This window comes from Blastococcus sp. TML/M2B (genome assembly GCF_016612865.1).
In the GTDB taxonomy this organism is placed as follows: domain Bacteria; phylum Actinomycetota; class Actinomycetes; order Mycobacteriales; family Geodermatophilaceae; genus Blastococcus.
Genome location: NZ_JAENZZ010000001.1, coordinates 520,212 through 546,991, shown reverse-complemented (window position 1 = coordinate 546,991; position 26,780 = coordinate 520,212). Strand labels below are relative to the sequence as shown.

At 75.1% G+C, this 26,780-nt stretch carries 23 protein-coding genes, 1 tRNA gene and 2 pseudogenes; 4 read left to right on the top strand and 22 right to left on the bottom strand.

Annotation, left to right across the window (positions count from 1 at the left end):
• Window positions 1-58: 58 nt before the first annotated feature.
• A pseudogene (locus JKP75_RS20235) lies at window positions 59-178 on the bottom strand (adenylyltransferase/cytidyltransferase family protein); the annotation flags it as partial.
• 319 nt (window positions 179-497) lie between these two features.
• Here JKP75_RS20235 and JKP75_RS23290 point away from each other — a divergent pair.
• Both JKP75_RS23290 and JKP75_RS02600 read left to right on the top strand, forming a co-directional pair.
• On the top strand, window positions 498-1,820 hold the full coding sequence (locus JKP75_RS23290; RefSeq protein WP_200492742.1) for a YveK family protein: 1,323 nt from the start codon (window positions 498-500) through the stop codon (window positions 1,818-1,820).
• A gap of 36 nt (window positions 1,821-1,856) precedes the next feature.
• The gene (locus JKP75_RS02600) at window positions 1,857-2,603 is read left to right on the top strand and encodes a hypothetical protein (protein WP_200492741.1); all 747 of its coding nucleotides are present in this window, start codon (window positions 1,857-1,859) and stop codon (window positions 2,601-2,603) included.
• Between the two features lie 298 nt (window positions 2,604-2,901).
• Here the strand turns inward: JKP75_RS02600 and JKP75_RS02595 are convergent, their stop codons facing one another.
• The 18 genes and pseudogenes from JKP75_RS02595 to JKP75_RS02510 all read right to left on the bottom strand — a co-directional run bounded on the left by JKP75_RS02595 (window position 2,902) and on the right by JKP75_RS02510 (window position 21,761).
• Complete coding sequence (locus JKP75_RS02595) at window positions 2,902-3,144, bottom strand: hypothetical protein (protein ID WP_200489315.1); 243 nt, start codon at window positions 3,142-3,144, stop codon at window positions 2,902-2,904.
• A gap of 41 nt (window positions 3,145-3,185) precedes the next feature.
• On the bottom strand, window positions 3,186-3,410 hold the full coding sequence (locus JKP75_RS02590) for a hypothetical protein (RefSeq protein WP_200489316.1): 225 nt from the start codon (window positions 3,408-3,410) through the stop codon (window positions 3,186-3,188).
• A gap of 110 nt (window positions 3,411-3,520) precedes the next feature.
• Window positions 3,521-4,798: an O-antigen ligase family protein gene (locus JKP75_RS02585; RefSeq protein WP_200489317.1), complete on the bottom strand. Its 1,278-nt coding sequence runs from the start codon at window positions 4,796-4,798 to the stop codon at window positions 3,521-3,523.
• Window positions 4,798-6,054 (bottom strand): hypothetical protein, encoded by a 1,257-nt coding sequence (locus JKP75_RS02580; RefSeq protein ID WP_200489318.1) that lies wholly within the window; start codon window positions 6,052-6,054, stop codon window positions 4,798-4,800. Before JKP75_RS02580 ends, JKP75_RS02585 begins: the two co-directional genes overlap by 1 nt.
• Before the next feature lie 134 nt (window positions 6,055-6,188).
• The gene (locus tag JKP75_RS20220; protein WP_304504623.1) at window positions 6,189-10,601 is read right to left on the bottom strand and encodes a PKD domain-containing protein; all 4,413 of its coding nucleotides are present in this window, start codon (window positions 10,599-10,601) and stop codon (window positions 6,189-6,191) included.
• 397 nt (window positions 10,602-10,998) lie between these two features.
• Complete coding sequence (locus JKP75_RS02570) at window positions 10,999-11,772, bottom strand: polysaccharide deacetylase family protein (RefSeq protein WP_200492739.1); 774 nt, start codon at window positions 11,770-11,772, stop codon at window positions 10,999-11,001.
• Window positions 11,773-11,794: 22 nt separating this feature from the next.
• The gene (locus JKP75_RS02565) at window positions 11,795-12,001 is read right to left on the bottom strand and encodes a hypothetical protein (RefSeq protein WP_200492738.1); all 207 of its coding nucleotides are present in this window, start codon (window positions 11,999-12,001) and stop codon (window positions 11,795-11,797) included.
• A gap of 7 nt (window positions 12,002-12,008) precedes the next feature.
• Window positions 12,009-12,944: a glycosyltransferase gene (locus JKP75_RS02560; RefSeq protein ID WP_200492737.1), complete on the bottom strand. Its 936-nt coding sequence runs from the start codon at window positions 12,942-12,944 to the stop codon at window positions 12,009-12,011.
• Between the two features lie 17 nt (window positions 12,945-12,961).
• Window positions 12,962-13,618 (bottom strand): hypothetical protein, encoded by a 657-nt coding sequence (locus JKP75_RS02555; RefSeq protein ID WP_200489320.1) that lies wholly within the window; start codon window positions 13,616-13,618, stop codon window positions 12,962-12,964.
• Complete coding sequence (locus JKP75_RS02550) at window positions 13,615-14,364, bottom strand: CDP-alcohol phosphatidyltransferase family protein (RefSeq protein ID WP_200491218.1); 750 nt, start codon at window positions 14,362-14,364, stop codon at window positions 13,615-13,617. The genes JKP75_RS02555 and JKP75_RS02550 overlap by 4 nt, the downstream gene beginning before the upstream one ends.
• A complete protein-coding gene (locus tag JKP75_RS20215; protein WP_309229674.1) occupies window positions 14,361-14,999 on the bottom strand; it encodes a glycosyltransferase in 639 nt (212 codons plus the stop codon). Before JKP75_RS20215 ends, JKP75_RS02550 begins: the two co-directional genes overlap by 4 nt.
• A gap of 163 nt (window positions 15,000-15,162) precedes the next feature.
• Window positions 15,163-15,609: pseudogene (locus tag JKP75_RS20210) on the bottom strand (DUF1972 domain-containing protein); the annotation flags it as partial.
• 165 nt (window positions 15,610-15,774) lie between these two features.
• The gene (locus JKP75_RS20205; RefSeq protein ID WP_309229455.1) at window positions 15,775-17,271 is read right to left on the bottom strand and encodes a sugar transferase; all 1,497 of its coding nucleotides are present in this window, start codon (window positions 17,269-17,271) and stop codon (window positions 15,775-15,777) included.
• Between the two features lie 202 nt (window positions 17,272-17,473).
• Entirely contained in the window at window positions 17,474-18,037 is a 564-nt protein-coding gene (gene pth / locus JKP75_RS02530; RefSeq protein ID WP_309229454.1) for an aminoacyl-tRNA hydrolase, read from the bottom strand.
• A 92-nt stretch (window positions 18,038-18,129) separates the two neighbouring features.
• Window positions 18,130-18,825, bottom strand: coding sequence for a 50S ribosomal protein L25/general stress protein Ctc (locus JKP75_RS02525; RefSeq protein WP_200489322.1), 696 nt, complete (start codon window positions 18,823-18,825; stop codon window positions 18,130-18,132).
• 344 nt (window positions 18,826-19,169) lie between these two features.
• Window positions 19,170-20,150: a ribose-phosphate diphosphokinase gene (locus tag JKP75_RS02520; RefSeq protein ID WP_200489323.1), complete on the bottom strand. Its 981-nt coding sequence runs from the start codon at window positions 20,148-20,150 to the stop codon at window positions 19,170-19,172.
• Entirely contained in the window at window positions 20,147-21,658 is a 1,512-nt protein-coding gene (gene glmU / locus JKP75_RS02515; protein WP_309229453.1) for a bifunctional UDP-N-acetylglucosamine diphosphorylase/glucosamine-1-phosphate N-acetyltransferase GlmU, read from the bottom strand. Before glmU ends, JKP75_RS02520 begins: the two co-directional genes overlap by 4 nt.
• Window positions 21,659-21,688: 30 nt before the next feature.
• Window positions 21,689-21,761: transfer RNA gene (locus JKP75_RS02510), tRNA-Gln, on the bottom strand.
• A 240-nt stretch (window positions 21,762-22,001) separates the two neighbouring features.
• On the opposite strand from JKP75_RS02510, the gene JKP75_RS02505 reads away from it, so the two are divergent.
• Together JKP75_RS02505 and JKP75_RS02500 are read left to right on the top strand one after the other, a co-directional pair.
• Window positions 22,002-22,985 (top strand): acyl-CoA desaturase, encoded by a 984-nt coding sequence (locus tag JKP75_RS02505; RefSeq protein ID WP_200489324.1) that lies wholly within the window; start codon window positions 22,002-22,004, stop codon window positions 22,983-22,985.
• A gap of 77 nt (window positions 22,986-23,062) precedes the next feature.
• Window positions 23,063-23,671 carry a TetR/AcrR family transcriptional regulator gene (locus JKP75_RS02500; RefSeq protein WP_200489325.1) on the top strand — a complete coding sequence of 203 codons (609 nt, stop codon included), beginning with the start codon at window positions 23,063-23,065 and terminating at the stop codon, window positions 23,669-23,671.
• 7 nt (window positions 23,672-23,678) lie between these two features.
• Here the strand turns inward: JKP75_RS02500 and JKP75_RS02495 are convergent, their stop codons facing one another.
• The 3 genes from JKP75_RS02495 to JKP75_RS02485 are packed head-to-tail and all read right to left on the bottom strand — an operon-like array spanning window position 23,679 to window position 26,574.
• Window positions 23,679-24,611 (bottom strand): 4-(cytidine 5'-diphospho)-2-C-methyl-D-erythritol kinase, encoded by a 933-nt coding sequence (locus tag JKP75_RS02495; RefSeq protein WP_200489326.1) that lies wholly within the window; start codon window positions 24,609-24,611, stop codon window positions 23,679-23,681.
• Complete coding sequence (gene rsmA, locus JKP75_RS02490; protein ID WP_309229452.1) at window positions 24,608-25,516, bottom strand: 16S rRNA (adenine(1518)-N(6)/adenine(1519)-N(6))-dimethyltransferase RsmA; 909 nt, start codon at window positions 25,514-25,516, stop codon at window positions 24,608-24,610. Before rsmA ends, JKP75_RS02495 begins: the two co-directional genes overlap by 4 nt.
• The gene (locus JKP75_RS02485) at window positions 25,468-26,574 is read right to left on the bottom strand and encodes a resuscitation-promoting factor (RefSeq protein WP_200492736.1); all 1,107 of its coding nucleotides are present in this window, start codon (window positions 26,572-26,574) and stop codon (window positions 25,468-25,470) included. The genes rsmA and JKP75_RS02485 overlap by 49 nt, the downstream gene beginning before the upstream one ends.
• Window positions 26,575-26,780 lie beyond the last annotated feature (206 nt).

The following is a 26,780-nucleotide window of genomic DNA, read 5'->3' as shown; positions in this document are numbered from 1 at the left end:
GACCGGCGCCCCGGCCCTTGGTCAGGACCAGCATCTCGTCGGAGACCACGCCGGCGATGAGGACGTCGCAGTGCGCCGCCGCGTGCTTGAGGATGTTGAGGTGGCCGACGTGGAACAGGTCGTAGGCGCCCGGGGCGTACCCCACGACGGGTGCGGTGGCCCGCGGCTGGTCCGGCATCGACATTCTTCTTCCCCCGATTCGTCACGCTGGGCGACCGTCTCGGCGCGAGATGCCGGTCGTCCAGCGGGTGCCTTCGGAAGATAGGCGAGTTCTGGTCACTCCCCGTGAGATCGGCCGGGGATTCACCCTCCCTGGGGACGCCGGCGGGCGACCCGTCGGTGGAACCGCCTCCCGACCCCGCCCCATGGGGTGAGGGACCCCCGCCGACCGGGTCGGAGGAGCCCTCCGGCGCCCTAGCCTCGGGCGTGCGGCGCGGACCATCGCGCCCTCGAGTGACCCGCCGGGCTTCCGGCCGGCGTGGACGAGGAGCACGGGCATGGAACTCCGGGACTACCTGACGGCCCTGCGCCGGTACTGGCTGACGTGGACGGGCGTGGCCCTCGCGGCCGTCGCCCTCGCCGCCGTCGTGGTGCTGAGCGGCTCCCCCACGTACGAGGCCCGGGCGTCGGTCTTCGTGGCTCCCGCCTCCTCGGAGAGCGGCACGAGCGGCGCGCAGTTCATCAAGCAGCGCGTGACCAGCTACCCGGACGTGGCGCGCAGCGAGGCGGTCCTGGGTCCGGTCATCCAGGACATGGACCTGACGACGTCGGTGGCGCAGCTGCGCGCCCGCGTCTCGGCGGACAGCCCGCTGGAGAGCTCGCAGATCGACATCACCGTGACCGACGAAGACGCGGACGACGCGGCGGCGATCGCCAACGCCGTCGCCGACGAGTTCCGCCGCGTGGTCGAGCAGCTGGAGACCCCGGCCGAGGGCGACTCGCCGGTCAGCCTGACCGTCACCGACCCGGCCAGCGCCCCGACCACCCCGGTCTCCGCCCAGCCCGCCCTGCTCCTCGGGCTCGGCCTGGTCGTCGGCCTCGGGCTGGGGGCCGCCGTGGCGGTGATCCGCAGCCGCACCGACACCCGCCTGCACGACGAGGACGACGTCCGCGGCGCCTGGGGGCCCGGCGGCGAGGACCTCGTCGTCCTCACCGCCACCGGGCGGCGCCGGTCCCGCCGGTTCGCCGGGCGCCCGTCCGCCCTGGTCGCGCGGCGGCTCGCCGCTCCGACCGGCAGCATGCCGGTGCGCGCCGTCGTCCTGGGCGTGGACACCGAGGACGACCACCAGGTCGCCCGCTCGTTCGCCGACGAGGTCGCGGCCGAGCTGGTCGACGGCGGCGTCCCTGCGAACGTGACCGGTCCCGTCGGCGGCCCGGCCAAGGCGGCCAAGCCGTTCGAGGTGCAGCTGGCGACGGCGACCACCCGCGTCCCGCTGTCGGAGTGGCGGATCATCGGCGAGCGCTACGACGGCGTGATCCTGGTGGCCCCGGCCGGCCGGGTCGACGCCGCCGGACCTGAGCGAGATCCGCGCCCTGCTCACCGCCGCGGGCGCCCTGCCGCTCGCCGTGGTCCTGCTCCCCCGCCGCCGCACCGGCCTGGCCGGCGCCCTGTCCGGCATCCCGGCCACCCCCGAGACCGCGGCCGGCGCCAACCTGGTCCGCACCCGCGAGAAGGCCGCGCTCACCAAGAGCTGACCTCGGCAGCAAGTGTTGATCAGGGTGCCTACATCGGGGCCGTCCCGGCCGGCGATTGGCTCTGCGTCAGCGTGCTCTCGCTTCGGGCGGGGGCCGGGCAACGGCGTGGTCGGCGTGTCGAATGAGTGGTCCGCGAAGGACGAGGCGGCACGATCGAGCGCGTGACTGCGGCAGACGAACCCGGCGTGGGGGCCACTTCCTCGCGGATGGAGGAGATCGCGTCGGGACTTCGGTCGTCGAGGACCTCCACGTTCGAGGCGGCGGTCCGGGCGGCGGTCGAGCTCGGCGCTGAGGGCGACAGGCTGCTTGCCGGCCTGGACGGTCTGCGCGGCTGGCGGCCCGTGGTTGTCGTGGCTGCGCTCGGTGAGGTCGATGGCCCTCACGGTGGCGCCGTGTTGCGGCGCGCCATCGCTTCGCGAGGTCGCGGCACCTCCGATCTGCGCTGCGCGGCGCTGCTCGCCCTTGCCAAGCGCGAGAAGGCCAGTGCCAGCGCGGAGCTATCCGAGGCGGTGGGCGACGCCGATGCGGCTGTCCGTGACTACGCGGTGATGAGTCTGGCCGCCGTCGGCGACGGGCGCGCCTGGTACGCGGTGCTCGCTCGGCTGACGGCAACGCTCGGGCGTACGCGCAAGACCGAGGCTGGCGATGACCTGTCTCCGGTCGTGCTCGCCGTGGTCTACCTGCTGCGGCACGTCGGTGAGGATGACGGCCAGGCCGAGGCGGTGGTGTCGCTGCTGCGGCGGCGCTGGTCGCGTCTCACCGACCGGGAACGGCGCTGGTTCGGTCAGCACTGGCCAGCGGTTGTGCCGGGTTCCTCCGGAGCAGGCGAGCCCGCGCTGCCCGACCCGGCGGCCCTGCAACGGTGGCTGCTGGACGATCCGCTGTTCGCGGGGCCAGTACTGGTCTGAGGGTCGCGAGCCCGTGCGGCCGCACGTCATCAGCGCCCGTGGGGTCAGCCGGTGCGCGCGAACCGCAGCGGGCGCCGGCGTTTCGGCGTGGCGGGGTGGTGCGGTCGCCTCGGCACCGGGTTGCCGTTGGCGTCGAGGACGGTCACGGCCAGGCTGGCCAGCCGGGCCTGGCGGCGCTTTAGGCACCAACGATCAACACTTGCTGCCGAGGTCACCAAGAGCTGAGCGCGCACCCGCGGCCCGTGTCCTCGAGCTGCGGCTGCCCGGTGGGCGTCCCCGCGCCGTCAACGCGGTTTCGTCACACCCCGTTCCTGTGGCGCAGGAGATCCTCGTAGCGGTCGCCGAGTCCGCGCAGCCGCCGGTGCTGCCGCGTGCCCCACACCACCGCGCACGCCACCACGGCGACGTGGCCGGGCACGAGGAAGAGTCGTGCGTCGGTCACGACGGCGAGCCAGCCACCGACCCCGTACAGCGAGACGGCGACGAGGGTCGCGCCGCGGAGGGACAGCCGGAACGGCTCGTCGGCGTCCCGGAGCTCCACGCGGAGATGGTCGTCCTCGTGCCGGGGCGCCACCACTCGTGTCACCCGCTGGGGACCGGTGACTCCGGCGCCTCCAGGCTGAAGAGGGCGGTCAGTCCGGCCACTCCTCCAGTGATGAGCCGAACCCACACCCCGAGCGCCAGCAGCTCCTCCGCGCTGACAGCGCCGGATCCCTCGCCGCCGGGACCGTGCCAGACCGGCAGGTCCGCACCGTGCTCCGGGAACAGCGTGAGTCCCGGCCGCCGCTCCTCGTCGTCCTCCGCCACCGGCCCGGCTGGCGCGGCGACGGCCGCGGGCCGACGGCGGAGTTGCGGTCGCCCGCCACGGCGTGTCCGGCCGTGTCGCCGCACCGACCCAGCAGTCGGCAGAGAACAGGTCAGGCGGGCAGGGCGCCGTTCCGCTCGTCGTCCGCCAGCCGGGCGCGGGAGCCGCCCTCGGCGAGCAGGGAGACGGCCAGCAGCACCAGCAGCGCCGGCGTCGCGTCGAACAGGCCGCTCTCCAGGACGCTGCGGCCGACGACGAAGATCAGCAGGCCGAGGAAGAGGATGCGGTGCGACCGCGGCGCGCGGCGGGTGCCGCGCACGATCCACAGCAGCCACACGGCCGCCACGGCGAGGCCCACGACGCCGGCCTGCACCAGGAGCGAGACCCAGCTGCTGTCCAGCGGCTGGGTGTCCCAGTACTGCCCGCGCACCCGGATGATCTTCACCGACAGGCCGCCGCCGAAGTACTGCTGCCAGGCGGAGTCGGCCCAGGTCAGCGACGCCCGCCAGGCGATGAAGCGGGAGTCCAGCGTGCTCGACCCGTCGCCGCCGCGGGCGGCGAAGCCGGCGACCGCCCCGGTGGCGACCACGGCGACCACCCCGACGACGGCGAACACGAGGCCCGAGAGGACCAGCCCCACCCGCGGGCGCCGGATGTGGGCGGCCATCACGACCAGCGCGAGCAGGAGCACCGCGAGGCCGGTGCGCGACCCGGTCGCCCACACGATCCCCAGCAGGAGGACGACCGCCAGGAGGCCGGCTCCGCTCAGCGCGTCGAGCACCAGCCGCCAGGCCAGGACGACGACGGCCACCCCGGCCAGCAGGGCCAGGTCGTTGGGATCGATGGCGGGCACCCCGCCGGCGAGCCGTCCCTCGGCGACGAAGCTCGGCAGGCCGCTGAGCGCGGCGACGCCGGCGATGAGCCCGCAGGCGCCGGCGATGGCGGTGAGCACCTGGACGCCCGGAGCGGCGCGCAGCAGCAGGACGACGGTGGTCGCGAGCACGGCCACCCGCACGGCGATCACCCCGCCGGCCACCGCGTTGCCCGCCGTCACCGCGCCGAGCACCGAGGCCCCCAGCCACAGCCCGACCCACCAGAGCGTGCCCGTGCCCAGCGGGCGGCGCGGCCCGGACTGGGCCAGCAGCAGGGCGAGGCCCAGCGCGAGCAGGCTGACCGCCGCCTTGGCGAGGACGACGGGGTCCAGCGAGCCGGAGAAGTACTCGCCGCGCCGCCAGGTCACCGCCCCCAGGACGACGAGCAGCGCGACGAGCCGCACCCGCGCGGCCACGCCGTCCCGGAGTCGGGGAGCGACCGCGCTGTCCGGGCGACCGGACGCGGCGAAGGCCGCGGCCAGCCGCTCGCGGACCGGGGACCCCGGGGTGCCGGTCATCAGACGGTCACCGGCTCGGGCAGCGCCGGGGCGCTGCGCTCCCACGGCGCGAGGACCGACCGGCGGACGGCGAAGGCGGTGAGCAGCGGGCCGAGGGCCAGGGCCAGCGGCGTCCAGCCGGCGCCGTCGTCCCCCATCACCACGAGCAGCGCGACCACCGCCAGGAGGGAGGCGAACTCCAGGGTCCGGAACGCCAGCACCCGCCGCTGCCGGCCGTGCACCGAGGCCAGCGACGAGTACGGCAGCAGGGTGGCGCTGGCCGCGGCGTACACCGACCAGCCGGCGACCGCGCCGAGCGGGACGTCGTAGCCGCCGCCGGTGAGCAGCGGGCCCAGCCAGGGCAGCGCGACGAGCGCGACCGCGCCGATCGCGGCCACGCCGAGGGTCAGCCCGAGCGCGGCGCGGTCGGCGGCCCGGAGGCCCGCCGACGGGCCCTGGACGCGCAGCGCCACGAAGTGCGGGAGCAGGAACGAACCCATGCCGGCGACCAGCACCAGGGTGGGCGCGGTGTAGACGCGGGCCACCTCGAGCGGGCCGTAGGCGGCCGCACCCGCGGCGCCGATGACGACGATGCGCAGCAGGGTGAGCATGGCCGGCCGGATGGTCTGCGCGAGCGCCCGCCAGACGCCGAAGGAGGCGACCTCGCGCAGCGCCGGGCGCCGCCACGGGCCGCGCGGCCGCTCGTGCGCCGGCAGCAGCAGCCAGGCGACGACGGCGGCTCCGGCCTGGCCGACCAGCACGGCGAGCACGAAGGAGGTCAGGGTGAGCGGCCCGGAGGCGGCCGCCGCGACGAGGACGCCGAGCGCGAGCACGAGGCTGCTGCCGTCGACGAGCGTCAGCGACCAGAACCGGCCGGTCGCCATGAGCAGCCGGCGCAGCGTGTCCTCGAGGATGAAGGCCGCCGTGGCCAGCCCGAGCAGCGGCCCGACCCAGGCGGGGACGACGTCGGTGGCGGCGGCGAGCACCGCGCCGACGAGCGCCGCGACACCCGGGACGAGGACGGCGCCCACGTGCAGGCCCGCCCGGAGGTCGGGCCGGTGCCGGTCCAGCACGGTCAGCGAGTCACCGACGAGCCCGCTGCAGACGGCGGTGGCCAGGACCATCGCCCCGTAGACCAGCGAGAAGGTCGCCAGGCCGGCGGCGCCGAGCTCGCGCGCGGCCACGACCTGCAGCGCGAGGCCCGCGACCGCCTGACCGGCCTGCCCGGCCAGCGCGCCCGCCGCGGGACGACGCAGCAGTCGGAGCACACCTCTCACCAGGACATCCTCCCGGTCCGGCGGCCCGTATCGGCCGGTCCGGGCGGGGCGGTCACCCCAAGGGGGCAGCCGGGACGCCGACGGCCCCCCGCCCCGGATGCCCGGGACGGGAGGCCGTCGGTGCGTGCGGTGGATCAGGCGACGGGGGTGACCCGCACCTCGGTGAAGCGGACCTCGACCGGCGCGGTCGCGCTGCCCGAGAGGTACCCGCCGAGGGTGATCCCACCGGCGACCTGGAGCGCCGCCGTGGAGTCGGTGCGCACCACCGTCGGCGTCGTCGGCTCCGGGGTTCCGGTGGCCCACACCGTCAGCGACAGGTTCGTCGTGCCGGTGCCCGAGGCCACGACCCGCACGTTGAGCTCGGTGCCCGGCGTGTAGGTGAGGCCGGGCAGCAGCGCCTCGGAACCGATCAGCACCTCGTCGGTGCTCCCGGTCAGCTTGACCAGCGACACGCGGACGCTGCCGTCGGCCAGGACGCGGACCCGCGCCTTGTAGCCCTGGTTGGCGTCGAGCTGGCGGGCGCCGACGTAGACCATCGCCCCGCCGCCGGTGGGCACCGACGACATGGTGAAGGCGGTGCGCACGTCGGCGTCCGTCCGGCCGATGGGCAGGATCGACCCGGTGTTGGTGCCCTTGCCCATGGCGAGGACGGCGGCACCGCCGGACACGGACTGGCGGGACGCGCCGGCCCACGCCGACCAGACGCCGCCCAGGTCGGCGGTGCCCAGGGCACCGGTGACCGCCCGCTCGAAGGCGTCGGCCGCGACCGGCGCCGGGGTGCCGGGCTGCTCCGGGGTGCCGGGCTGCTCGGGGGTGCCGGGCTGCTCGGGCGCCGTGACGGTGACCGTGCGCGTCGTGGTGCCGACGGCACCGCGGTCGTCGGTCACGGTGAGCCGGACGGTGTAGGTGCCGGCCGCGGCGTACGGGTGGCCGGCGGTGACGCCGGTCCCCGTGCTGCCGTCACCGAACTCCCAGGCGTAGCTCGCGACGGTGCCGTCGGAGTCGCGCGACGCCGAGGCGTCCACGGCCACCGAGAGACCGGTGACCACGGTGCCGAACTCCGCCGTGGGGGCCACGTTGGCCGGCGGGGTGACCGGCGGGGTGACCGGCGGGGTCACGGGGAGCGCACCGATCGGCGACGCGGTCAGCTCGGCGAACCGGAGCTCCACCGAGGCGGTGGCGCTGCCCGAGAGGTAGCCGCCGAGGCTGATCGACCCGGGCACCTGGAGGGACGCCGTCGAGTCGGTGCGCACCGCGGTCGGCGTGGTCGGCTCGGCCGAGCCCGCCGCCCACACGCTCAGCGACAGGTCGGTCGTGCCGGTGCCGGACGCCTGCACCCGCACGTTCAGCCGGGTACCGGCCGTGTAGGTCAGCCCGGGCACGAGCACCTCGGAACCGATCAGAGTCTCGTCGGACGAGCCGGCGAACCGCACCAGGGCGGCCCGCACGCTGCCGTCGGCCAGGACGCGGACCCGCGCCTTGTAGGCGGTGTTCGTGTCGACCTGACGGGCACCCACGTAGACCATCGCCCCGCCGCCGGTGGGCACCGACGACAGCGAGAAGGACGTGCGGACGTCGGCGTCGGTCTGGCCGATCGAGCCCAGCGCGGAGCCGGTGTTGGTGCCCTTGGCCATGGTCAGGACGGCGTCGCCGCCGGTGACCGACTGCCGCGAGGCACCCGCGTACGCCGTCCAGGGACCACCGGCGTCGGCGGTGCCCAGACCACCGGTCACCGACCGGTCGAAGGCGTCGGTGGCGAGCATCGAGCCGGTCACGGTGATCGAGCGCTCGACGGAGCTGGTGGCGCCGTCGTCGTCGGTGACCGTGAGGGTCACGGTGTACGTGCCGTCCTCGGCGTACTCGTGCGTGGCCTGCGCGCCGCTGCCGGTGGCGCCGTCGCCGAACGCCCAGGCGTAGGAGACGACGGTGCCGTCGGTGTCGGTGGACGCCGCGGCGTCGAAGACCCCGGTGCGGCCGGAGCCGGCGATGCTGAACGCGGCCGTGGGGGCCTCGTTCGGCGGCGGCGCGACGACGCTGACCGTGCCGGTGCGGGTGTCGGTGGCCCCGCGGTCGTCGGTGACGGTGAGCTGCACCTGGTAGGTGCCGGCCTCGCGGTAGGTGTGCGCCGGCGTCGCGCCGGTCCCGCTGGTGCCGTCACCGAAGGTCCAGGCGTAGGAGGCGATGGTGCCGTCGGTGTCGGTGGAACCGGTCGCGTCGAAGGTCGCGTCCAGGAACGACGCCGTCGAGGTGAAGGCGGCCGTCGGGGCGACGTTCGCCGCCGTCCCGGTGCGGCCGACGGCCTCGTGCGCGGCGATCCGGTCGGCCGGCAGCGCGGTCGGGTAGATCGCGACCTCGTCGATCGAGCCGGAGAAGGTCGACGACCCGCTCCACACGTTGTCGGCACCGATCCGCCAGTAGCCGTTGTAGGCCTGCGCCGACGTGGTGTCGGTGCGCCCGGCCACCTGCTTGCCGTCGACGTACAGGACCATGCCCTGCGCGCCGAGCGTGCCCGCGACGTGGTGCCAGGCGCCGTCGTTAACCGCGGTCGGGCTGGTGACGACCCGGGTGCTGCCCGGGTAGACGCCGAAGTTCACCCGGCCGTTGGTGTCGAGGTACAGGTGGCGGTCGTAGCTGCCGCTGGTGGTGGTGGCCTGGTCGCCGAAGCCGACGAGCCGGCCACCGGCGCGCGAGGTGGTCTTGACCCAGGCCTCGACGGTGAACGTCTGCGGGCCGGGGACGGCCGCGCGGGTCGAGGCGAAGGCCGACCAGGTGCCGTTCAGGCTGACCGCGGTGTCGCTGTCCCCGCGCAGCGCGCCGGCCTGGCCGCGGCCCACGCCGGTGCCCGCGGTCATGTCCAGCGGACGGCCCAGGTTGTAGGCGGCCGTGCCGGAGGCCTCGCCGAGCGACCAGTGGTCGCTGGCGCCGTCGGCGCGCACCACGTCGGCGTACGGGCGGGCCGCGCCGCCGGTGGCGACGGTGGCCGTCGTCCAGCCGGAGGTGGCGACGTTGCCCGACGGGTCGGTGGCCGTGACGCGGTACCGGTGCGTGCCGGCCGCCAGGCCGGTGTCACCGACGCCGATGGTGGGCTTGTTCCACCAGCTCGACGCCTGGGTCACCGTGTGGATCGGGGCGACCTCGTCGTCCCGGTACACGCGGTAGGTCAGGTTCTCGTTGTCCATGTCGTCGGTGGTCTTCCACGCGACGCGGACCGCGCCGGCACCCACCGCGGTGACCGTGGGCTCCATGCCGGTGGCGGCGGGGCCGGTCGTGTTCGGGGCGATCGACGGCAGCGCGAAGCGGACCAGGCCCTGCTGGTTGGTGCCGTTCACCCGCGGGAACTCGCCGGCGTAGGCGACGTACTGCTCGTTGCCCTCGACGGTCCAGCCGGCCTGGTACTGGCCGGTGACGCTGCCCTGGGAGAACGAGGGGTACCAGTGCAGCAGCGCCGGCGCGGGCTTGCCGCTGAAGTTGGCGTTGGTGAAGCCGCCGACGATGGTCCGGGTCGGGGTCAGGCCGAACGCGTTGCCGTGCTTCCAGACCTGCGACGGCGCGGAGTCCGCCCAGCCGCCGATGTAGTCGCAGCGGTGCATGTGCGAGGCGATGTAGAGCACCTGGCTGGTGGCGAAGTTGTCGTAGTTGTCGCCACGGCAGTAGGCCGCGAACCGGAGGTCACCACCGTTGGCGTTCGCCGCGAAGGTGCCCTCGAGGTTGCCCGGGCCGCCGAAGTCGTAGGCGCTGCCGAAGACGGTGTCGCCGGTGGCCGACAGGCCCCAGATCGCGGAGCTGGAGCCCTGGTTGGTGATCAGCTTGTTGACGGCGAACGGCCGCGTCGCGCCGGTGACCGCGTCGAGCGCGCCGACGCCGGTGGCCGCGGTGCCGTTCAGGCTGGCGAACCGTCCGCCGGCCACGACCTGGGCGCCACCGCTGGTCACGACGAGCGCGAGCACCTCGTTGCTGCCCTTGGTCGCGGAGGCACCCGGGACCGGGGCCCACGGGAGCAGCGCGCCGGTGGACGCGGAGACCGCGGCGAGCTTGGTCCGGCTGGCCCCGCCGACGGCGGAGACGCTGCCGCCGAGGTAGACCGCCGAGTCGGTGGCGGCGAGCGCGCGGACCTGGCCGCTGACGCTGGGCCGGAAGTCGGTGGCCAGCTGGCCGGTGGCGGTGTCGTAGGCGGCGATCCGGTTGCGGACCTCGCCGTTGGCGCGGGTGAAGTCACCACCGACGAAGATGCGGCGGCCGTCCGGGGTGGCGGTGATCGCCAGCGCCTGGCCGTTGAGGTCGGGCGCGAAGGAGCTGATCAGCTCACCGGTGCGGATGTCGTAGGCGAGCAGGTTGTTGCGGACGACCTGCTGCGTGCCGGCGCGGGCGCCGGCGGGGCGCGCGGTCGCGAACTTGCCGGCCACGTACACCGTGTTGCCGACGACGACCTGGTCCCAGGCGACGCCGTCGATCTGCACGGTGGGCAGCGGGTCGGCCGTCACGGTCACCGGCGTGGCCGGGTTCGCGGGGTCCAGCGGCGCGGAGTCCGCCGATGCGGCCGGTGCCATGAGGCCGACGGCCCCGCTGACCAGGAGGAGCGCCACTCCACCCGAGATCGAGCGCCGGGCAGTCCCCGGAGCACGTGCCGTCATCGTCTTCCCCCATGGCTCAGCCGCGGGGAATCCCCATGATCCCCCCGGACGGGCCGACACTAAGCGTGACGATCACGCTCACGCCAGGTTGCGACCGTCACCCGATCAGGTGCATCGGCGCAGGTCAGCGGCTCGTAGCCCGATCACGCCCTGTGCAGGACGGCGGCATTTCTCACCGTGCGTGACGGTCCGCTCCCGGGCCGCGACGGATCCCCGGTGTGTCATCTCGCGCCGGCCCGCCGGGCCCGGAAACGGCGGCGGCCCGCACCGGCCCCCGTGCGGGGGCGGGTGCGGGCCGCCGGGACGTGCGCGCTCACCCGGACGAGGGGGTGGCCCTCCCCGGGAGGGGACGGCGGACCCGCACGGAGTGCCGCACCATGCGCGCGACGACGTGCACCGTGGTGTCCCCCGGGCTGACGTAGCAGCGGGGCAGGGTGAACCGGTCGCCGGGCTCGTAGTCACCGGTGACGCAGGCGTGGTCGTACCCGGCGGCGCGCACGGCCTCGGCGGCGGCGTCGTCGTAGCTCCCGTAGGGGTAGCAGAACCCGGGGACCTCGGCCTGCAGCACGTCCTCGAGCACCCGCCGGCTCTCCCCCACCTCGGCCGCCAGCGCCCCCGGCTCCGCGCCGGCCAGCCGCGGGTGGGTCATGGTGTGGCTGCCCACCTCGTGTCCGGCCGCCGCGACCGCGCGCACCTGGTCGGCGTCCACGATCGGCAGCCGCGGGCCGTCGTCCCACTCGTTGACGCCGCCGAGCCGGCCGGCGACGACGTAGAGGGTGCCGGCCATCCCGTACCGCTCGAGCAGCGGGACGGCGTGGTCGAGGAAGTCGGTGTAGCCGTCGTCGAACGTCAGCCCGACCAGCCCGCGGGCGCGGCCCTGCTCCTGCGCGCGGAGCAGCTCGCCGAGCGGGACGCCGCGCAGCCCCAGCCGGGAGAGCAGCCTCAGGTGGCGGGCCAGCCGGTCGGGGTGCACGCGGAGCGCGTGCGGATCGGGCGCCGTCGAGGGGCTGATCGAGTGGTACATGAAGACCGGCGGGGTGACCGTGCGGTCGCGCCCCTCGGTCGTCGGTCCTGCGTGTCCGGGCACGGGGATCCCTCCTGGGACGTCTCTAGGGGGCGGCGACGACGGCGCGGTCGTCCCCGACCAGCGCCCGCAGCTCGCCGACCAGCTCGTCGCGGTAGCGCTCGGGGGCGTGCCGGCGGCGCGCCTCGTCGGCGTCGGCCAGCGCGGCCCGGGCGTATCCGGCGCGGTCGGCGACCACCCGCTCGACGGCGTCGGCCCACGCGCCGACGTCCCCCGGCGGGAGCGCCTGCACCGAGGCGCTAGCCGGCGGCCGCCTCGCGCAGCCCGCTGGAGTCGCTGACCAGCAGCGGGCGGGCGGCCAGGACTGCCTCCACGGTGGTGAGGCCGAAGGACTCCTCGGCGATCGACGGCACGAGGACGACGTCGGCAGCCCGGAGGTGGTCCCACACGTCGGCGCGGAAGCCGAGAAAAGCCACCCGGTCGCCCAGGCCCGCGGCCGCGACGGCCGCGTGCAGTTCCTCCTCGAACCACTCGTAGCCCTCGAAGACCGAGCCGACGAGGTCCAGCCGCGCGTCGACGCCGCGGCGCACCAGCTCCTCGAGCACTGCGACGGCGACCTGCGGGCCCTTGCGCGGCGACAGCCGGCCCACGACGAGCAGCCGCAGCGGGCCGTCGGTGCCCGCGTGCGCGGAAGACGCCTCGCCGGGCGCCGTCACGGCGTTGTAGACGACGGCGGCGCGCCTCCGCAGCCGCGGCGCGACCTCGCAGAGCACGTCGAGGGTGAACCGGCTGTTCGCGATGACCCGGTCGGCCAGGACCGGCGCGAGCGCCATGCCCCGGCGCAGCAGCCGCGGCTGCGACGCCTCCGCCTCGTGCACGTGGCACAGCGAGGGGCTGCCGGCCAACCGGGCCAGCAGCGGCCAGGACGGCAGGGTGAGGGTGTTGACGTAGACGCCGTCCCGGCCGTGCCGGCGGATCAGCCGGACGGCGGGCAGCGCGCCGCGCACCGCGTCGGCCACCAGCCGCAGGAAGCCGCGCGGCCGCATCGCGGCGTTGCGGAGCACCGGCATCCGGCACTGCACGACCCGCAGGCCGCGCGCCTCGAGCTCTTGGACGAGCGGCCCCGGGCCGGGCAGGACGACGGTCACGTCGAACGCCGTGGCCAGCGAGGACGCCGAGTCCAGCAGCACCCGGTCGGCGCCGTAGAGCTCGGCTCCCGGGTGGGCGACGAGCACCCGCCGGCGGCCCACGGTCAGGCCCCGGAGCCGGTGAACACCATGAACGGCGCGCCGGCCTGGTACCCGACGGAGAGGGTCACGAGGTCGCGGTCGCCGGCGGGCACGGTGAAGACGTACACGCCCTCGGCGCTCTCCCCCGGCTGCAGGACGCCGGAGAACGGCGCGGTCGACGGGTCGTTGATCGGCGAGGCGGGCAGCTGCTCCTCGCCGTGTGCCAGGTCGACCGCCACGCCGTCGAGCGGCACCGGGCCGCCGGTGCCGTTGGTGATCCGCACGGTCACCCGCAGCGCCGGGCCGGAGATGTTGCCCGGGCCGACGCCCGTGGCGTCGACCGCCTCCAGGGAGACGACGTCGGCGACGACCCCGTCCCCGGCAGCGGCCTGCTCGTCGAACCCGACCGGCGCCAGGGTCGCCGGGAGCTCGGTGGCGTCCTCGGTCGGTCCGGCGGGCTCGGGGGTGACCGGCGCGGGCGCCAGCTCCGGCGGCGCGCCGGAGGTCAGCGGCGCCTCCGTCGCGTCGGCGTCCTGACCGGACGCGCTCATCGTCCCGTCGTCGCCCGGCGCGAGCGCCAGCCCGACGGCGACGAGGACGGCGACCAGCAGCGCGGCCGCCCCGGCGACGACCAGCCGCCGGCGGCGATCGCCGCCGGAGATGCGGGAGAGCAGCGTCATCGGGGCAGCCTCGTCATCTCGGTGAACCACTTGATCGAGGCGAGGGCGAGGAAGCCCGCCGCCGCGAGGAACAGGAGCGTGTAGGCCGGGACGAACAGCCCCGGCGCGCCGTACAGCACGAACAGGCAGGCCAGCAGGCCGTAGTCCGTGGGCAGCGTGAGCAGCGACCGGCCGATGCCGGCCGGCTGCGCGGTGGGCTGGGCCCGGGTGGCGACGCCGTGCTGCGCGCGCAGCGCCTCGTTGAGCATCGTGGCGAAGTAGGTGACCGCGTCGACCAGGCAGTAGCCCAGCGGCACCAGCAGGACCACCGGGTCGACGACGTCGAAGCGGTAGAGGCCGATGACCAGCGCGAGGTGCAGCCCGGAGGACTTCACCGCGTCGACCATGTGGTCGAGCCACTCCCCGGCCGGCGAGCCCCCGCCGCGCAGCCGGGCCAGCTGGCCGTCGGCGGCGTCGAAGGCGTAGCCGAGCACCAGGCACGCGGTCAGGACCAGGCCGAGGGTCCACGACGGCTCGACGGTGGCCAGCAGCACGAGCGCCGTGGCGGTGAAGACGGCGCTGATGCCGGTCACCGCGTTGGGCGTGAGCCGCGCGTGGAAGGCGACCGCGGCCAGCAGCCGGCCGAGCTTGCGGTTGACGAAGCGGGAGTACGCGGGTGCGCCGGCCGCGCCCTTCTGGGCACCGGACAGCCGGCCGAGCGTCTCGCGCAGGCTCTCCTCGGGCCGCGGCGGGGCGAGGGTGCTCACTGCTGCGCTCCGCGGATCGGGATGACCGGCGTCGTCGTCCCCGGGTGCGCGACCGGGTTCACGACCGGGGGCACGACCGCGGTCGTGGTCCGCGGCTCCGGGATGCGCAGGGGGGCCGGCACCGCCGTCGGCAGCCGCCGGCCGTTCGGACGACGGGTCGGGAAGTCGCGCCGGGCCAGGGCGAGGGCCAGCTTCTCGTAGCCGGTCGCGACCTCGTCCCAGTCGTAGCCGGCGGCCAGGTCGCGGGCCCGCTTCCCGGCGATGCGGATGCGGCGGGGCTCGGCCTCGGCGGCGTCGACCAGGGCGGCGACGTCGGCGGGGCTGGTGAAGTAGCGACCGGCGTCCTCGACGACCTCGCGGTTGAAGTCGCAGTCGAACGCCAGCACGGCGGTGCCGGCGCCGATGGCGCGCAGCAGCGAGGGGTTCGTGCCGCCGACGCAGTGGCCGTGCAGGTAGGTGTAGGCGTTGGCGTAGAGCTGGTCGAGCTGCTCCTGGTCCCAGACGCCGCCGAGGAACCGGACCCGGTCGTCGGCCGCGGCGTGCACCTGCGCGGTGTAGGCGTCGGAGTAGGGCGCGGAGCCGACCACGACCAGCGGCTTGGTCGCGCCGCTGCGGGCGTAGCCCTCGACGATCACGTCGACGTGGGTTCTCGGGCTCGAAGCGGGCGACCACCAGGTGGTACTCCCCCGGGGTCAGGCCGAGCTCGGCCAGCCGGTCGGCCCCGGGCTGGATCAGCGGGGCGCCGTAGGTGAGCAGCGTGGTGGGCGCGCCGAACTCGTGCCGGTAGTAGTCGGCGATGCCGACGGCGTCGGCGATCAGCGCGTCGGACCAGCGCACGGCCAGGGCTTCCGCGGCGCGGTAGTACCGCTGGCCGACCGGGCCCCACTTGGCGCGCTTCCACTCCAGGCCGTCGACGTGCGTCGCGACCGGGATCCGGGCGGCCCGGAGCGCCGGCAGCAGCGGCGAGTTCGCGGCGTTGAAGACGAACGCGGCATCGGTGCGGTGCCCCAGCAGGTGGCCGACCGACAGGGCCGAGTGGCTCAGGGTCTCCAGCGCCCGCTTGTGCGCGGCCGGCAGGTGCACCAGCTCCATGCCCAGGTAGCGGTCGGGCCGCTCGGTCTCGTCCCGCCCGGTCCGGCAGTAGACGACGACGCGGTGCCCGCGGTCGGCCAGCCGGCGGCCGACCTCCTCGACGGCGGTCTCGAAGCCGCCGTACCGGGCGGGAACACCTCGGGTGCCCAGCATGGCGATGCGCATCGTGGTCCGTCCGTTCGCTCGTCCGCAGCCGGTGGATGCGGCCGCTCCGGCGCGCTGTCACGCACCGCGAATCAAGGATCGCGGCCCGTAGCCGCGCGCGCGTCGTTCCGGCGGACGCCGTCACCCTGCGGGGTGACCCCCGGACGGGGTGGGTCAGTAGGCCCCGGAGCGGTTGAGGACCGCGCGCGTCGTCTTCCAGAGGATCAGCATGTCGAGGGCGAGCGACCAGTTCTCCACGTACCGCAGGTCCAGGCGCACGGCCTCCTCCCACGGCAGGTCGCTGCGGCCGGAGATCTGCCACAGGCCGGTGAGGCCCGGCTTCACCAGCAGCCGGCGGCTGACCGACGCGTCGTAGCGGGCGACCTCGCCCGGCAGCGGCGGCCGGGGGCCGACGAGCGCCATGGTGCCGCCCAGCACGTTGAACAGCTGGGGCAGCTCGTCCAGCGAGAGCCGGCGCAGCCAGCGGCCGACCGGGGTGACCCGCGGGTCCTCCCGCATCTTGAACAGCAGGCCGTCGGAGATGTTGTCCGCGCGGATGTCCTCGAGCCGCTTGTCGGCGTCGACGACCATGCTGCGGAACTTCAGCATCGTGAAGGCCTGGCCGTTGATGCCGACGCGCTCCTGGCGGTACAGGGCGGGCCCGGCGCTGGTCAGCCGGACGGCGAGCGCGATGCCGACGAGCACCGGCGAGAGGAGCAGCAGCGCGAGGCCGGCGGCGCAACGGTCGACGGCGCCCTTGACCATGCGCCGCCAGCCCTCGAAGCGGGGCTGCTCGACCGAGAGCAGCGGCAGGCCCTCGAACGGGCGGATGTGCAGGCGGGGGCCGGCGACCTCGATGAGGCCGGGGGCGACCAGGAGCTCGACACCGCTGCCCTCGAGCTGCCAGGACAGCTGGCGCAGGTACTGCGCGGCCGTCTCGCTGGCCGAGGTGACGGCGATGGTGTCGGCACCCAGCCGGGCGGCCAGCGCGACGACGTCGTCCAGGCCCTCGACCGGCACGTCCACCAGGCCGGCGACGCGGGCGCGGTCGGCCGGCGTCACGCAGAGACCGACGACGTCGAGGCCGGCGTAGCTCTCCCGGCGCACGCGGTCGGCGAGCTCCAGGACCGCGCCGCCGCGGCCGACGACGATGACCCGCTTGCCGCAGCGGCCCCGGGCACGCAGCCGGCGGAGGTAGGTGCGCGCGGCGTAGCGCGCCACGAGGGTGGTGAGGGTCAGCGCGGGGACGCCGACGACGACCAGCGCGCGGCTGAGGTCCAGCCCCGCCGCGTAGGAGACGAAGCCGGCGACGGCCAACAGGACCAGGCCGGCGCGGCCGACGGTGCGGTACTCGTCGCTGCCGGTGCCGAAGACCCGCTCGGCGTGCGCGCCGCAGGCCCAGAGCAGCAGCGGCCAGGCCGGCACCAGCGCGACGGAAGCCCAGAACAGCGAGGGCTCGGGCGGCAGCCCCTCGGGGCGGGTGAGGACGACGCCGGCGCCGATGGCGGCCGCGGCGAGGGCCTCGAAGGCGGCCAGCGCGAGGGCGTAGGTGCGCACCCAGGGTGCGGTGGCGATCCGGGTGAGCGGGCGGGCCGGCGTCACGGTCGTCTCGCGACGCGGGGCCGGGATGAGGTCCAGCCCGGTGCTCAGCGCTTCCTTGTCCACCAACACGTGTGCTCCCCCGTTACGCAGTGTGATTGCGTCAACACACGAGGGGTGCGGCCGTCAGGCCGACGAACAGGACGTTCTCCCCCGAGTGCAGTCCTCGATGCGCGGACAACACTCACAGTCCGTCACCGGCAGGGTCAACACGGACGGGGCCTCTTCACCCTTTCGGGAGCACGGAGAGTGACCGATCGGCGAGCTGGGCGGCTCAGCTGCGGGGGTGGACCTCGTTCTGCGCGGCCTCCAGGCCGCGGGCGAGCAGTGACTCTGCGGCGTCGGCCGCGTCGACGAGCAGAAGGTCGAGCTCCTTGCGCTCGGTCGCGGAGAAGTCCTTGAGCACGTAGTCGGCCGGGTCCTGGCGGCCCGGGGGGCGGCCGATGCCGACCCGCACGCGCAGGTAGTCCTTGGTGCCCAGAGAGCGGGTGATCGAGCGCAGGCCGTTGTGGCCGCCCTCGCCGCCGCCCCGCTTGAGCCGCACGACGGCGAAGTCGATGTCGAGCTCGTCGTGCACCACGACGAGGTCGGTGGCCGGGAGCTTGTGGTAGTCGAGCAGGCCGCGCACCGGGCCGCCGGACTCGTTCATGTAGGTGAGCGGGCGGGCGAGGACGACGCGGCGGCCGGCCAGCCGGCCCTCGCCGCTGACCGCCCGCGACCGGGCGCCCTTGCCCGGCGAGAGCCGGATGCCGGCGCGCTCGGCCAGCAGGTCGAGCACCATCGCGCCCACGTTGTGCCGGTTGCCGGCGTAGCCGGGCCCGGGGTTGCCCAGCCCCACGACGAGGAAGGGCCCCTCGCTCGGAGCGGACGCCGCAGGGGCGCCGGCAGTGCCGGCGCCCCCGCGGGTCGTGCTGTCGGTCAGCGGAGGCCTCAGTTGTCCGCGGACTTCTCGGCCGAGTCCATCGACTCGCCGCTGCCCTGGTCCTGCGGCTCCGGGACGACGTCGCCGTCGGCGTCGGACTCCTCGCGCTCGATGCCGGCCTCGGCCTCGGCCTCGGCGAGCTCGGCCTCCAGCGCCTCGGCGGTCGGGGCGCCGAGGAAGCCGATGACCAGCGCCTCGGGGTCGGTGATCAGCGTCGAGCCCGAGGGCAGGACGAGCTCGCCGGCGGTGATGTTCTGCCCGGCGGCGTGGCCGGTGATGTCGACCTCGATGGCCTCGGGCAGCTTGGTGGCGTCGGCCTCGATGGAGACGGTGTTGAGCTGGTGGTTCGGGATCGAGTCGGGGGCCGGGTCGCCGACGATGACGATCGGCACCTCGACGGTGGTCTTCTCGCCGCGGCGGACCAGCAGCAGGTCGACGTGCTCGTGCTGGCGGGTCAGCGGGTCGCGCTGCACGGCCTTGGTGAGGGCGAGCTGCTCCTTGCCCTCCAGGACGACGGTCAGCAGGACGTTGCTGCCGCCGTTGCGCAGGGCCGCGGCGAACTCGCGGGCCGGCAGCGACAGGTGCACGACGTCCTGGCCGTGCCCGTAGAGGACGGCGGGGATGCGACCCTCGCGGCGGGTGCGACGCGCGCTGCCCTTGCCGAACTCGGTACGGGTCTCGGCGTCGAGCCGGAAGTCAGCCACGGTGATGTGCTCCTAGGTATCGGGTCTGTGCGGGCCAGGCGCGAACGCACAGCACCCCGGAGAGCACAGCACGTCGATAACGGAACGCTGGGCGTTCCCTCGCCGGGCAACGCGAGCCAGGGTACGCGACTGGCGACGACCACCGCGCAGCGGTCCGTCCGAGCGGGGGCCCGGAGGGCCCCCGAGGACGGACGTGCCGCAGGACGAAGACGCCGGGACAGGAGCTGCCCCGCGAGGCCGTCGCGGCGAGCGGGGCCCGGAGGGTCCCCGAGCCACGGCGGGTACGCGCTCAACTCAGCCGGGGAACGGCTCCTGGCCGCGGTCGGAGCGCGGAGCGCGACAGATCAACTAGCTCCGTCGAACAAGGAGGTGACCGAGCCGTCCTCGAAGACCTCCTTGATCGCCCGGGCGAGCAGGGGGGCGATGGAGAGGACCGTCAGCTTGTCGAAGCGGCGGTGCTCCTCGATGGGCAGCGTGTTGGTCACGATGACCTCGCTGACCTTGCTGCTGGAGAGCCGCTCGACCGCGGGGCCGGAGAGCACGCCGTGCGTGGCGGCGACGATGACGTCGGCGGCGCCGGCGTCGAAGAGCGTCTCGGCGGCCTTCACGATCGTGCCGCCGGTGTCGATCATGTCGTCGACCAGGATGCAGACGCGGCCCTCGACCTCGCCGACGACGCGGTTGGCGACGACCTCGTTGGCGACCAGCGGGTCACGGGTCTTGTGGATGAAGGCCAGCGGCGTCCCGCCGAGCTTGTCGCTCCAGCGCTCGGAGACGCGGACGCGGCCGGAGTCCGGGGAGACGACGGTGATGTCGCGGTCGCCCCAGCGCTCCTTGACGTGGTTGATCAGCAGGTCGAGGGCGAAGAGGTGGTCGACCGGGCCGTCGAAGAAGCCCTGGATCTGCGCGGTGTGCAGGTCGACGGTCATCAGCCGGTCGGCGCCGGCGGTCTTGAACATGTCGGCGACCAGGCGCGCGGAGATGGGCTCGCGGCCGCGGTGCTTCTTGTCCTGACGGGCGTAGGGGAAGAACGGGGCGACCACGGTGATCCGCTTCGCGGAGGCGCGCTTGAGCGCGTCGACCATGATCAGCTGCTCCATGAGCCAGGTGTTGATCGGCGCGGTGTGGCTCTGCACCACGAAGGCGTCGCACCCGCGCACCGACTCCTCGAACCGCACGAACAGCTCGCCGTTGGCGAACTCGTAGGAGGCGGTCGGGGTGGGGGTCACGCCGAGGTGGCCGGCGATCTCGCCGGTCAGCTCGGGGTAGGCCCGGCCGGAGAAGAGCATCAGGCTCTTGTTGGTGGTCTGCCGGATGGCGCTCATCGGGTCTGCTGCCCCTCGTCGTCGTGCGCCCCGGGGTCGGGGGCGTCCGCTCGCCCTTCCGCGGCTGCGGCGGCCTCCGCGGCCGGGGATCCCGGCCGTCGGCGTCGGACCCACCCTGCCACATTTCGCTGGGTGGCCCGCGCCACGCCCATGGCCCCCGGGGGGACGTCGTTCGTGATGACCGACCCGGCCGCGGTGTAGGCGCCGTCGCCGATGGTGACCGGCGCCACGAGCATGCTGTCCGACCCGATCCGGACGTGGTCCCCGATGGTCGTGCGGTGCTTGGCCACGCCGTCGTAGTTGACGAAGACGGTGGCGGCGCCGATGTTGGCGCCGCGGCCGATGGTCGCGTCGCCCACGTAGGAGAGGTGCGGCACCTTCGACTCCTCGCCGACCTCGACGTTCTTGATCTCGACGAAGGCGCCGGCCTTGCTGCCGCGGCCCAGCCGGGTGCCCGGGCGCAGGTAGCTGAACGGGCCGACGGTCGCGTCCGGCCCGATCTCCGCCCCCAGGCAGTGCGAGCGGACGACGCTGGCGCCGGCCTCGACGGTGCAGTCGACCAGCGTGGTGTCCGGGCCGACGACGGCGCCGGTGGCGACGGTCGTCGTCCCGAGCAGCTGGGTGCCCGGCTGCAGGACGGCGTCGGCGGCGGCGGTCGCGGTGACGTCGACCCAGGTGGTCTGCGGGTCGACGACGGTGACCCCGGCGCGCATCAGGTCGTCGAGCACGCGGTCGTTGAGGGTGCGCCGCCGCTCGGCCAGCTCGCGGCGGTCGTTGCAGCCCAGGACGTCGTCGGGGTCCTCGGCGCGGACCGCGGCGGTCGGGGCGCCCTCGGCGACCAGCGGCGCGAGCGCGTCGGTGAGGTACTGCTCCCCCTGCGAGTTCGCCGTCCCGACGCCGGCCAGGACGCGGCGCAGGGTGGCGGCGTCGGCGACGTAGACGCCGGCGTTCACCTCGCGGATGGCGCGCTGCTCGGGGGTGGCGTCGCGCTCCTCGACGATGGCCTGCGGGGCTCCGCGGCCGTCCCGGACGATGCGGCCCAGGCCGGTCGGGTCGTCGACCTCGGCGGTGAGCACGGTGAAGACGCTGCCGGCGGCGTCGTGGGCCTGCACGAGGTCGCCGAGCGTGCGGCTGGTCAGCAGCGGCGAGTCCCCGTTGACGACGAGGACCGACCCGTCGAGCTCGGGCACCGCGGCGAGGGCGACCTCGGCGGCGTGCCCGGAGCCGAGCTGCTCCTCCTGCACGACGGCGACGGCGCCGGGCGCGACCTCGGCCAGGTGCGCCGCGACCTGCTCGCGCCCCGCCCCGACGACGACGACCGTGGTGCCCGCCGCCAGCGGCGCGGCCGCGGCCAGCACGTGCCCGAGCAGGCTGCGGCCACCCAGGGTGTGCAGCACCTTCGGCGTCGAGGACCGCATGCGGGTGCCCTGGCCGGCGGCGAGGACGACGACGGCGGCGACGCGCGGCGTCCCGGCGGGAGCGGACGGCGGGTTTTCCTGCGGGGGCACGGGTCTCCTCCAACGGTGACGGCACGGCTGCTGGGGGACTCGGACTCGAACCGAGACTGCACGGCTCCAAAGGCCGGCGGGCTGCCGATTACCCCATCCCCCACCCGCGGCGCCGTCGCGGACGGCGTCGCGGAGGTGCCCGAGCGGACCGGCACCCGGGTGCGAGCCTAAGGGCCGCGCTCCCCGCGGGGGCACCGGCGGCGGCGGCGCGGTGCGTCCCGACCCACCGGACCAGCGGGTTCGCGGATCCGCCTACGGTGCCGTAGGTTTTCCGGCACATCGCCCGGAGCTCGCCGGTTCTGCCACCGCGCCCGAGGCGGATCACCACAGCACAGGAGTCCTCTTGTCAGCTCCCGCCCTCACCCGACCGACGGCCCCGCCCCGCGCCGAGCCCTACGCCGGGTTGCCGGACAACGCCATCGGCCGGCGCAAGAGCACCCTCGAGATCGTCACGCTCTACGTGATCGTGCTCGTGCCCTTCGTGGCCCTGGCGGCCGTCATCCCCGCGGTGTGGGGCTGGGGCATCTCCTGGCTGGACGTCGGCCTGGCGGTCGGCTTCTACTACCTGTCGCTGCTCGGCGTGACCGTCGGCTACCACCGGCACTTCACGCACGCCTCGTTCAAGAGCGCCCGCCCGCTGCGCCTGGGGCTGGCCGTCGCCGGCTCGATGGCGATCCAGGGCCCGGTCAACCAGTGGGTGGCCGACCACCGCCGGCACCACGCCTTCGCCGACCGCGCGGGTGACCCGCACTCCCCCTGGCGCTACGGCACCGACCTGCGCGCGCTGCTGAAGGGCATGTTCCACGCCCACCTGGGCTGGCTGTTCGACCGCCGCAAGACCAACCAGGCCCGCTACGCCCCTGACCTGCTCAAGGACGCCGGCCTGGTCTTCATCAGCCGCACCTTCGTCGTGTGGGCCTTCCTCAGCCTGGCGATGCCCGCCGTCCTCGGCGGGCTGATCACCGGCAGCTGGGCCGGTGCCTGGTCGGCGTTCTTCTGGGCCGGCCTGGTGCGCGCGGCCCTGCTGCACCACGTCACCTGGTCGATCAACTCGGTCTGCCACGTGGTGGGCAACCGGCCGTTCGTCTCCCGCGACCGGGCGACGAACTTCTGGCCGCTGGCGATCCTCAGCGGCGGCGAGTCCTGGCACAACCTGCACCACGCCGACCCGACGTGCGCCCGGCACGGGGTGCTGCGCGGCCAGATCGACATCAGCGCCCGCGTCATCTGGGTGTTCGAGAAGCTCGGCTGGGCCTCCTCCGTCAAGTGGCCCGACCCGGTGCGCCTGGCCGCCAAGCGCCGCGTCGAGGCCCCGGCCGCGTCCTGAGCACCGACCCCGGCACCGACCTCGGGCACCCGCCCGGGGCCGGCCCGGGTGCGCACGGCACCCGCGTCCGGGTGCGCATGACCGGCGCGCAGCGCCGGGAACAGCTGCTCGACGTCGCCCGCGAGCTGTTCGGCCGGCGCGGTTTCGTCGCCACCTCGATCGAGGAGATCGCGGCGCACGCGCAGGTGAGCAAGCCCGTCGTGTACGAGCACTTCGGCGGCAAGGAGGGCATCCACGCCGTCGTCGTCGACCGCGAGATGCAGCTGCTGCTGGGCCGCTTCACCACGGCCCTCTCCGCCCCGGGGCACCCCCGGGAGCTGCTGCAGCGCGCCGCGCTGGTGCTGCTGGAGTACATCGAGTCCGACACCGACGGCTTCCTCGTGCTCACCCGTGACGCCCCGATCACCAGCGGCGTGGGCGGCTACTCCTCGCTGATCGGCGAGGTGGCCCGCAAGGTCGAGCACATCCTCGGCGGGCACTTCGACGCGCGCGGCTACGACCCGCGGCTGGCCGAGCTCTACAGCCAGGCGCTGGTCGGCATGGTCGCGCTGGTCGGCCAGTGGTGGCTGGACACCCGTACGCCCGACAAGAGCGTGGTGGCCGCGCACCTGGTGAACCTGGCCTACAACGGCCTGTCCCACCTCGACCCGTCCCCCGACCTGCTGGACGGTCCCGGCGCCCCCTGAGCGCCGCTCAGACCACCCGGGCGCCGGGCACCGGCCCGGTGACCGCGCGGACGGTCCGGAAGACGCCCTCCCCGGCCAGGGTCGCCGCCAGCCGGACGGCCGCGGGCTGGTCCTCCGCGAGCGCCGCGATGGTCGGGCCGGAGCCGCTGACGAGGGCACCGAGGGCGCCGGCGCCGCGGGCCGCCTGCAGCGCGCGCCGCAGCTCCGGCCGCAGCGAGAGCGCCGGCGCCTGCAGGTCGTTGGCGAGCGCGTCCGCCAGCGCCGCCGCCGGCCCGCTGCGCAGCGCGGCCAGCACCGGCTCGGCGGGCAGCAGCTGCTCGCCGTCGGGCACCCGGCCCTCGGCCCGGAGCCGGTCCAGCTCGCCGTACACCGACGGGGTCGACAACCCCTCGCCGGCGATGCCGAGCACCCAGTGCCACGACGGCCGTGCCAGCACCGGGGTCAGCTGCTCCCCGCGCCCGGTGCCCAGGGCGACGCCGCCGAGCAGGCTGAACGGGACGTCGCTGCCCAGGTGCGCGGCCAGCTCCAGCAGGTCGGCGCGGTCGGCACGGGTGCTCCAGAGCGCGTCCAGCGCGACCAGCGCGGCGGCGGCGTCCGCGCTGCCGCCGGCCAGGCCCGCGGCCGCCGGGATGTCCTTCGCGATCTCGAGCTGCGCGTCGGCGGGCACGCCGGCGTGCTCGGCGAGCAGCTCGGCCGCCCGCCAGACCAGGTTGCGCCGGTCGGTCGGGACGGCGTCCGCCCCGGTCACCCCGCCCGAGCCCTCGCCACTGACGGCGAGGCTCAGCCCCTCGCCCGGCCGGGCGGTGACGGTGTCGAACAGCGAGACGGCGAGGTAGACCGTGCGCAGCTCGTGGAACCCGTCGGGGCGCAGCGGGCCGACGGCCAGGTGCGCGTTGATCTTCGCCGGGGCCCGCGCGGTGACGACGCCGGACGCCGTCACGGCTGCACCTCGTCGGTGGCGGCCAGGCGGGCGAAGTCGGTCACCGAGAGCTGCTCGCCGCGGGTCGAGGGGTCGATGCCGGCCGCGCGCAGCCGGGTCTCCGCGGCGGCGGGGCTGCCGGCCCAGCGCGCCAGGGCCGCGCGCAGGCTCTTGCGGCGCATCCCGAAGGCGGCGTCGACCGCCGCGAAGGTGGCCCGGCGGTCGCCCTCGGGCGGGGGGCGCCGGACGAGGGCGACCAGCCCGGAGTCGACGTTGGGCTCGGGCCAGAACACCCGCCGGCCCACGTTGCCCGCCCGGCGCACCTCGCCGTACCAGGCGGCCTTGACCGACGGCACGCCGTACGCGCCGCCCCCGGGGGGCGCCGCGAGCCGCTCGGCGACCTCGGCCTGCACCAGGATCAGCGCACGCTCCAGGGTCGGCAGCAGGTCGAGCAGGTGCAGCAGCACCGGCACCGCGACGTTGTAGGGCAGGTTCGCGACCAGCGCGGTGGGCGGCGGACCCGGCAGCTCGCTGATGCGCAGCGCGTCGGCCTCGACGACGGTCAGCCGGTCGGCGAGGTCGGGCCGGCGCTCGGCGACCGTCCGGGGCAGCCGGGCGGCCAGGCGGGGGTCGATCTCGACGGCGGTGACCGCCGCCGACGCCGGCAGGAGCCCGAGGGTGAGCGAGCCGAGGCCCGGCCCGACCTCGAGGACGACGTCGTCGGGCGCCAGCCCGGCGGTGCGCACGATGCGCCGGATCGTGTTGGCGTCGTGCAGGAAGTTCTGGCCCAGCTGCTTGGTGGGGCGCAGCTCGAGCTCCGCGGCCAGCTCGCGGATCGCGGCCGGCCCCAGGAGCCCGTCGGGCGGCTCGGGGGGAGTCAGGGCGACCCGATCAGCCGAACAGCCGCGGGCCGCAGTGCCGGCCACTGGCCGGCACCGGAGCGCTGGTACAGCAGCTGCGCGCGGTAGGTCTGCTCGTCGGGGCTGGCCTGCGAGGGCAGCCCCGTGCCGCCGACGGACTGCCAGGTGCCGACGCCGAACTGGTACAGGCCGTGGTACTTGCCGGTGCTGCTGACGGCGGTGGGGCGGCCGCCGGACTCGCAGGCGGCGAGCGCGGCCCAGTTGAGCCCGTCGGCGGACGGGCTGGCGGTCGGCCGCGGCTTGGTGCCGACGGCGACCTGCTCGGTGACCGGGGCGCGGTCCACGACGGTGCTCACGGTCTCGCGGCCGGTCTCGACGCCATCGGTCACGGTGATCCGGTAGGTGACGGTCTGCTGGCCGTCGACGCCCGGCGTCGTCACCTTCTTCTCGCCGACGGTCGCCTCCGGGTTCGGCGTCTCCACCGTCTCGTGCGGCAGGGCGACGGTCTCGGTGACTTCGGTGACGGTCACCCGGTAGACCTGCAGGCGCATGCCCGCGGTCAGCGGCGTCGTGGCCTCGGCGGTGGCGCGGTCCGTGGCGCTCAGCACGATGCCCTGCTCGGCGAGCAGGTCGCCGGCCGTGGCGGCGGTGGTGGTGACGACGCGCTCCTGGCCGTCCACGGCGAGGACGACGTCCTTGGGCGTGGTGACCTCCAGGCTCATCCCGTCCAGCGGCAGCCGCTCGCTGCGGCTCGCGGAGAGGACCAGGCCGTCGGCGCGCAGGCCGAGCTGCTCGAGCGCCTCGTCCACCGACAGGGCGGTCACGTAGATCTCCTGCTCGACGCCGTCCACGGTGAGCTTCAGCGGGCGGGCGCGGGTGAGCAGGACCGTGTCGCCGTCCGCGACGGCCGCGTCGACGGCCGGCAGCACGACGTCGTGGGCCGCGGGCTCCAGGCCTGCCTCGTCCAGCACCTCGGCCACCGTGTCGGCGTAGGTGCCGACGCGCGAGGCCTGGCCGTCGACCGTGAGGACGATCGACTTCTGGGCGACGAAGAAGGCCAGCGTTCCGCCCACGAGTCCGAGCAGGACGAGGGCGAAGAGGCTGAGTCGGAGCGAGCGGCGCACGGCACATCCAGGGGTTCCGGGACCCGGGCAGGAGGACGTGGGCACGCCGCCGGTGGACGGCGCGCCCGCTGCAGTCCGCATCCGGGTCGGCTGCTCGACCGGAACCTGCGGTTCCGGTCGGGCGCTCGGCCCGGGGCGGCCTCCACCCCGGCTGATCACGACACGATAACGAGCACGGTGCGTGGTGCAACGGTGCGTGATGAGTG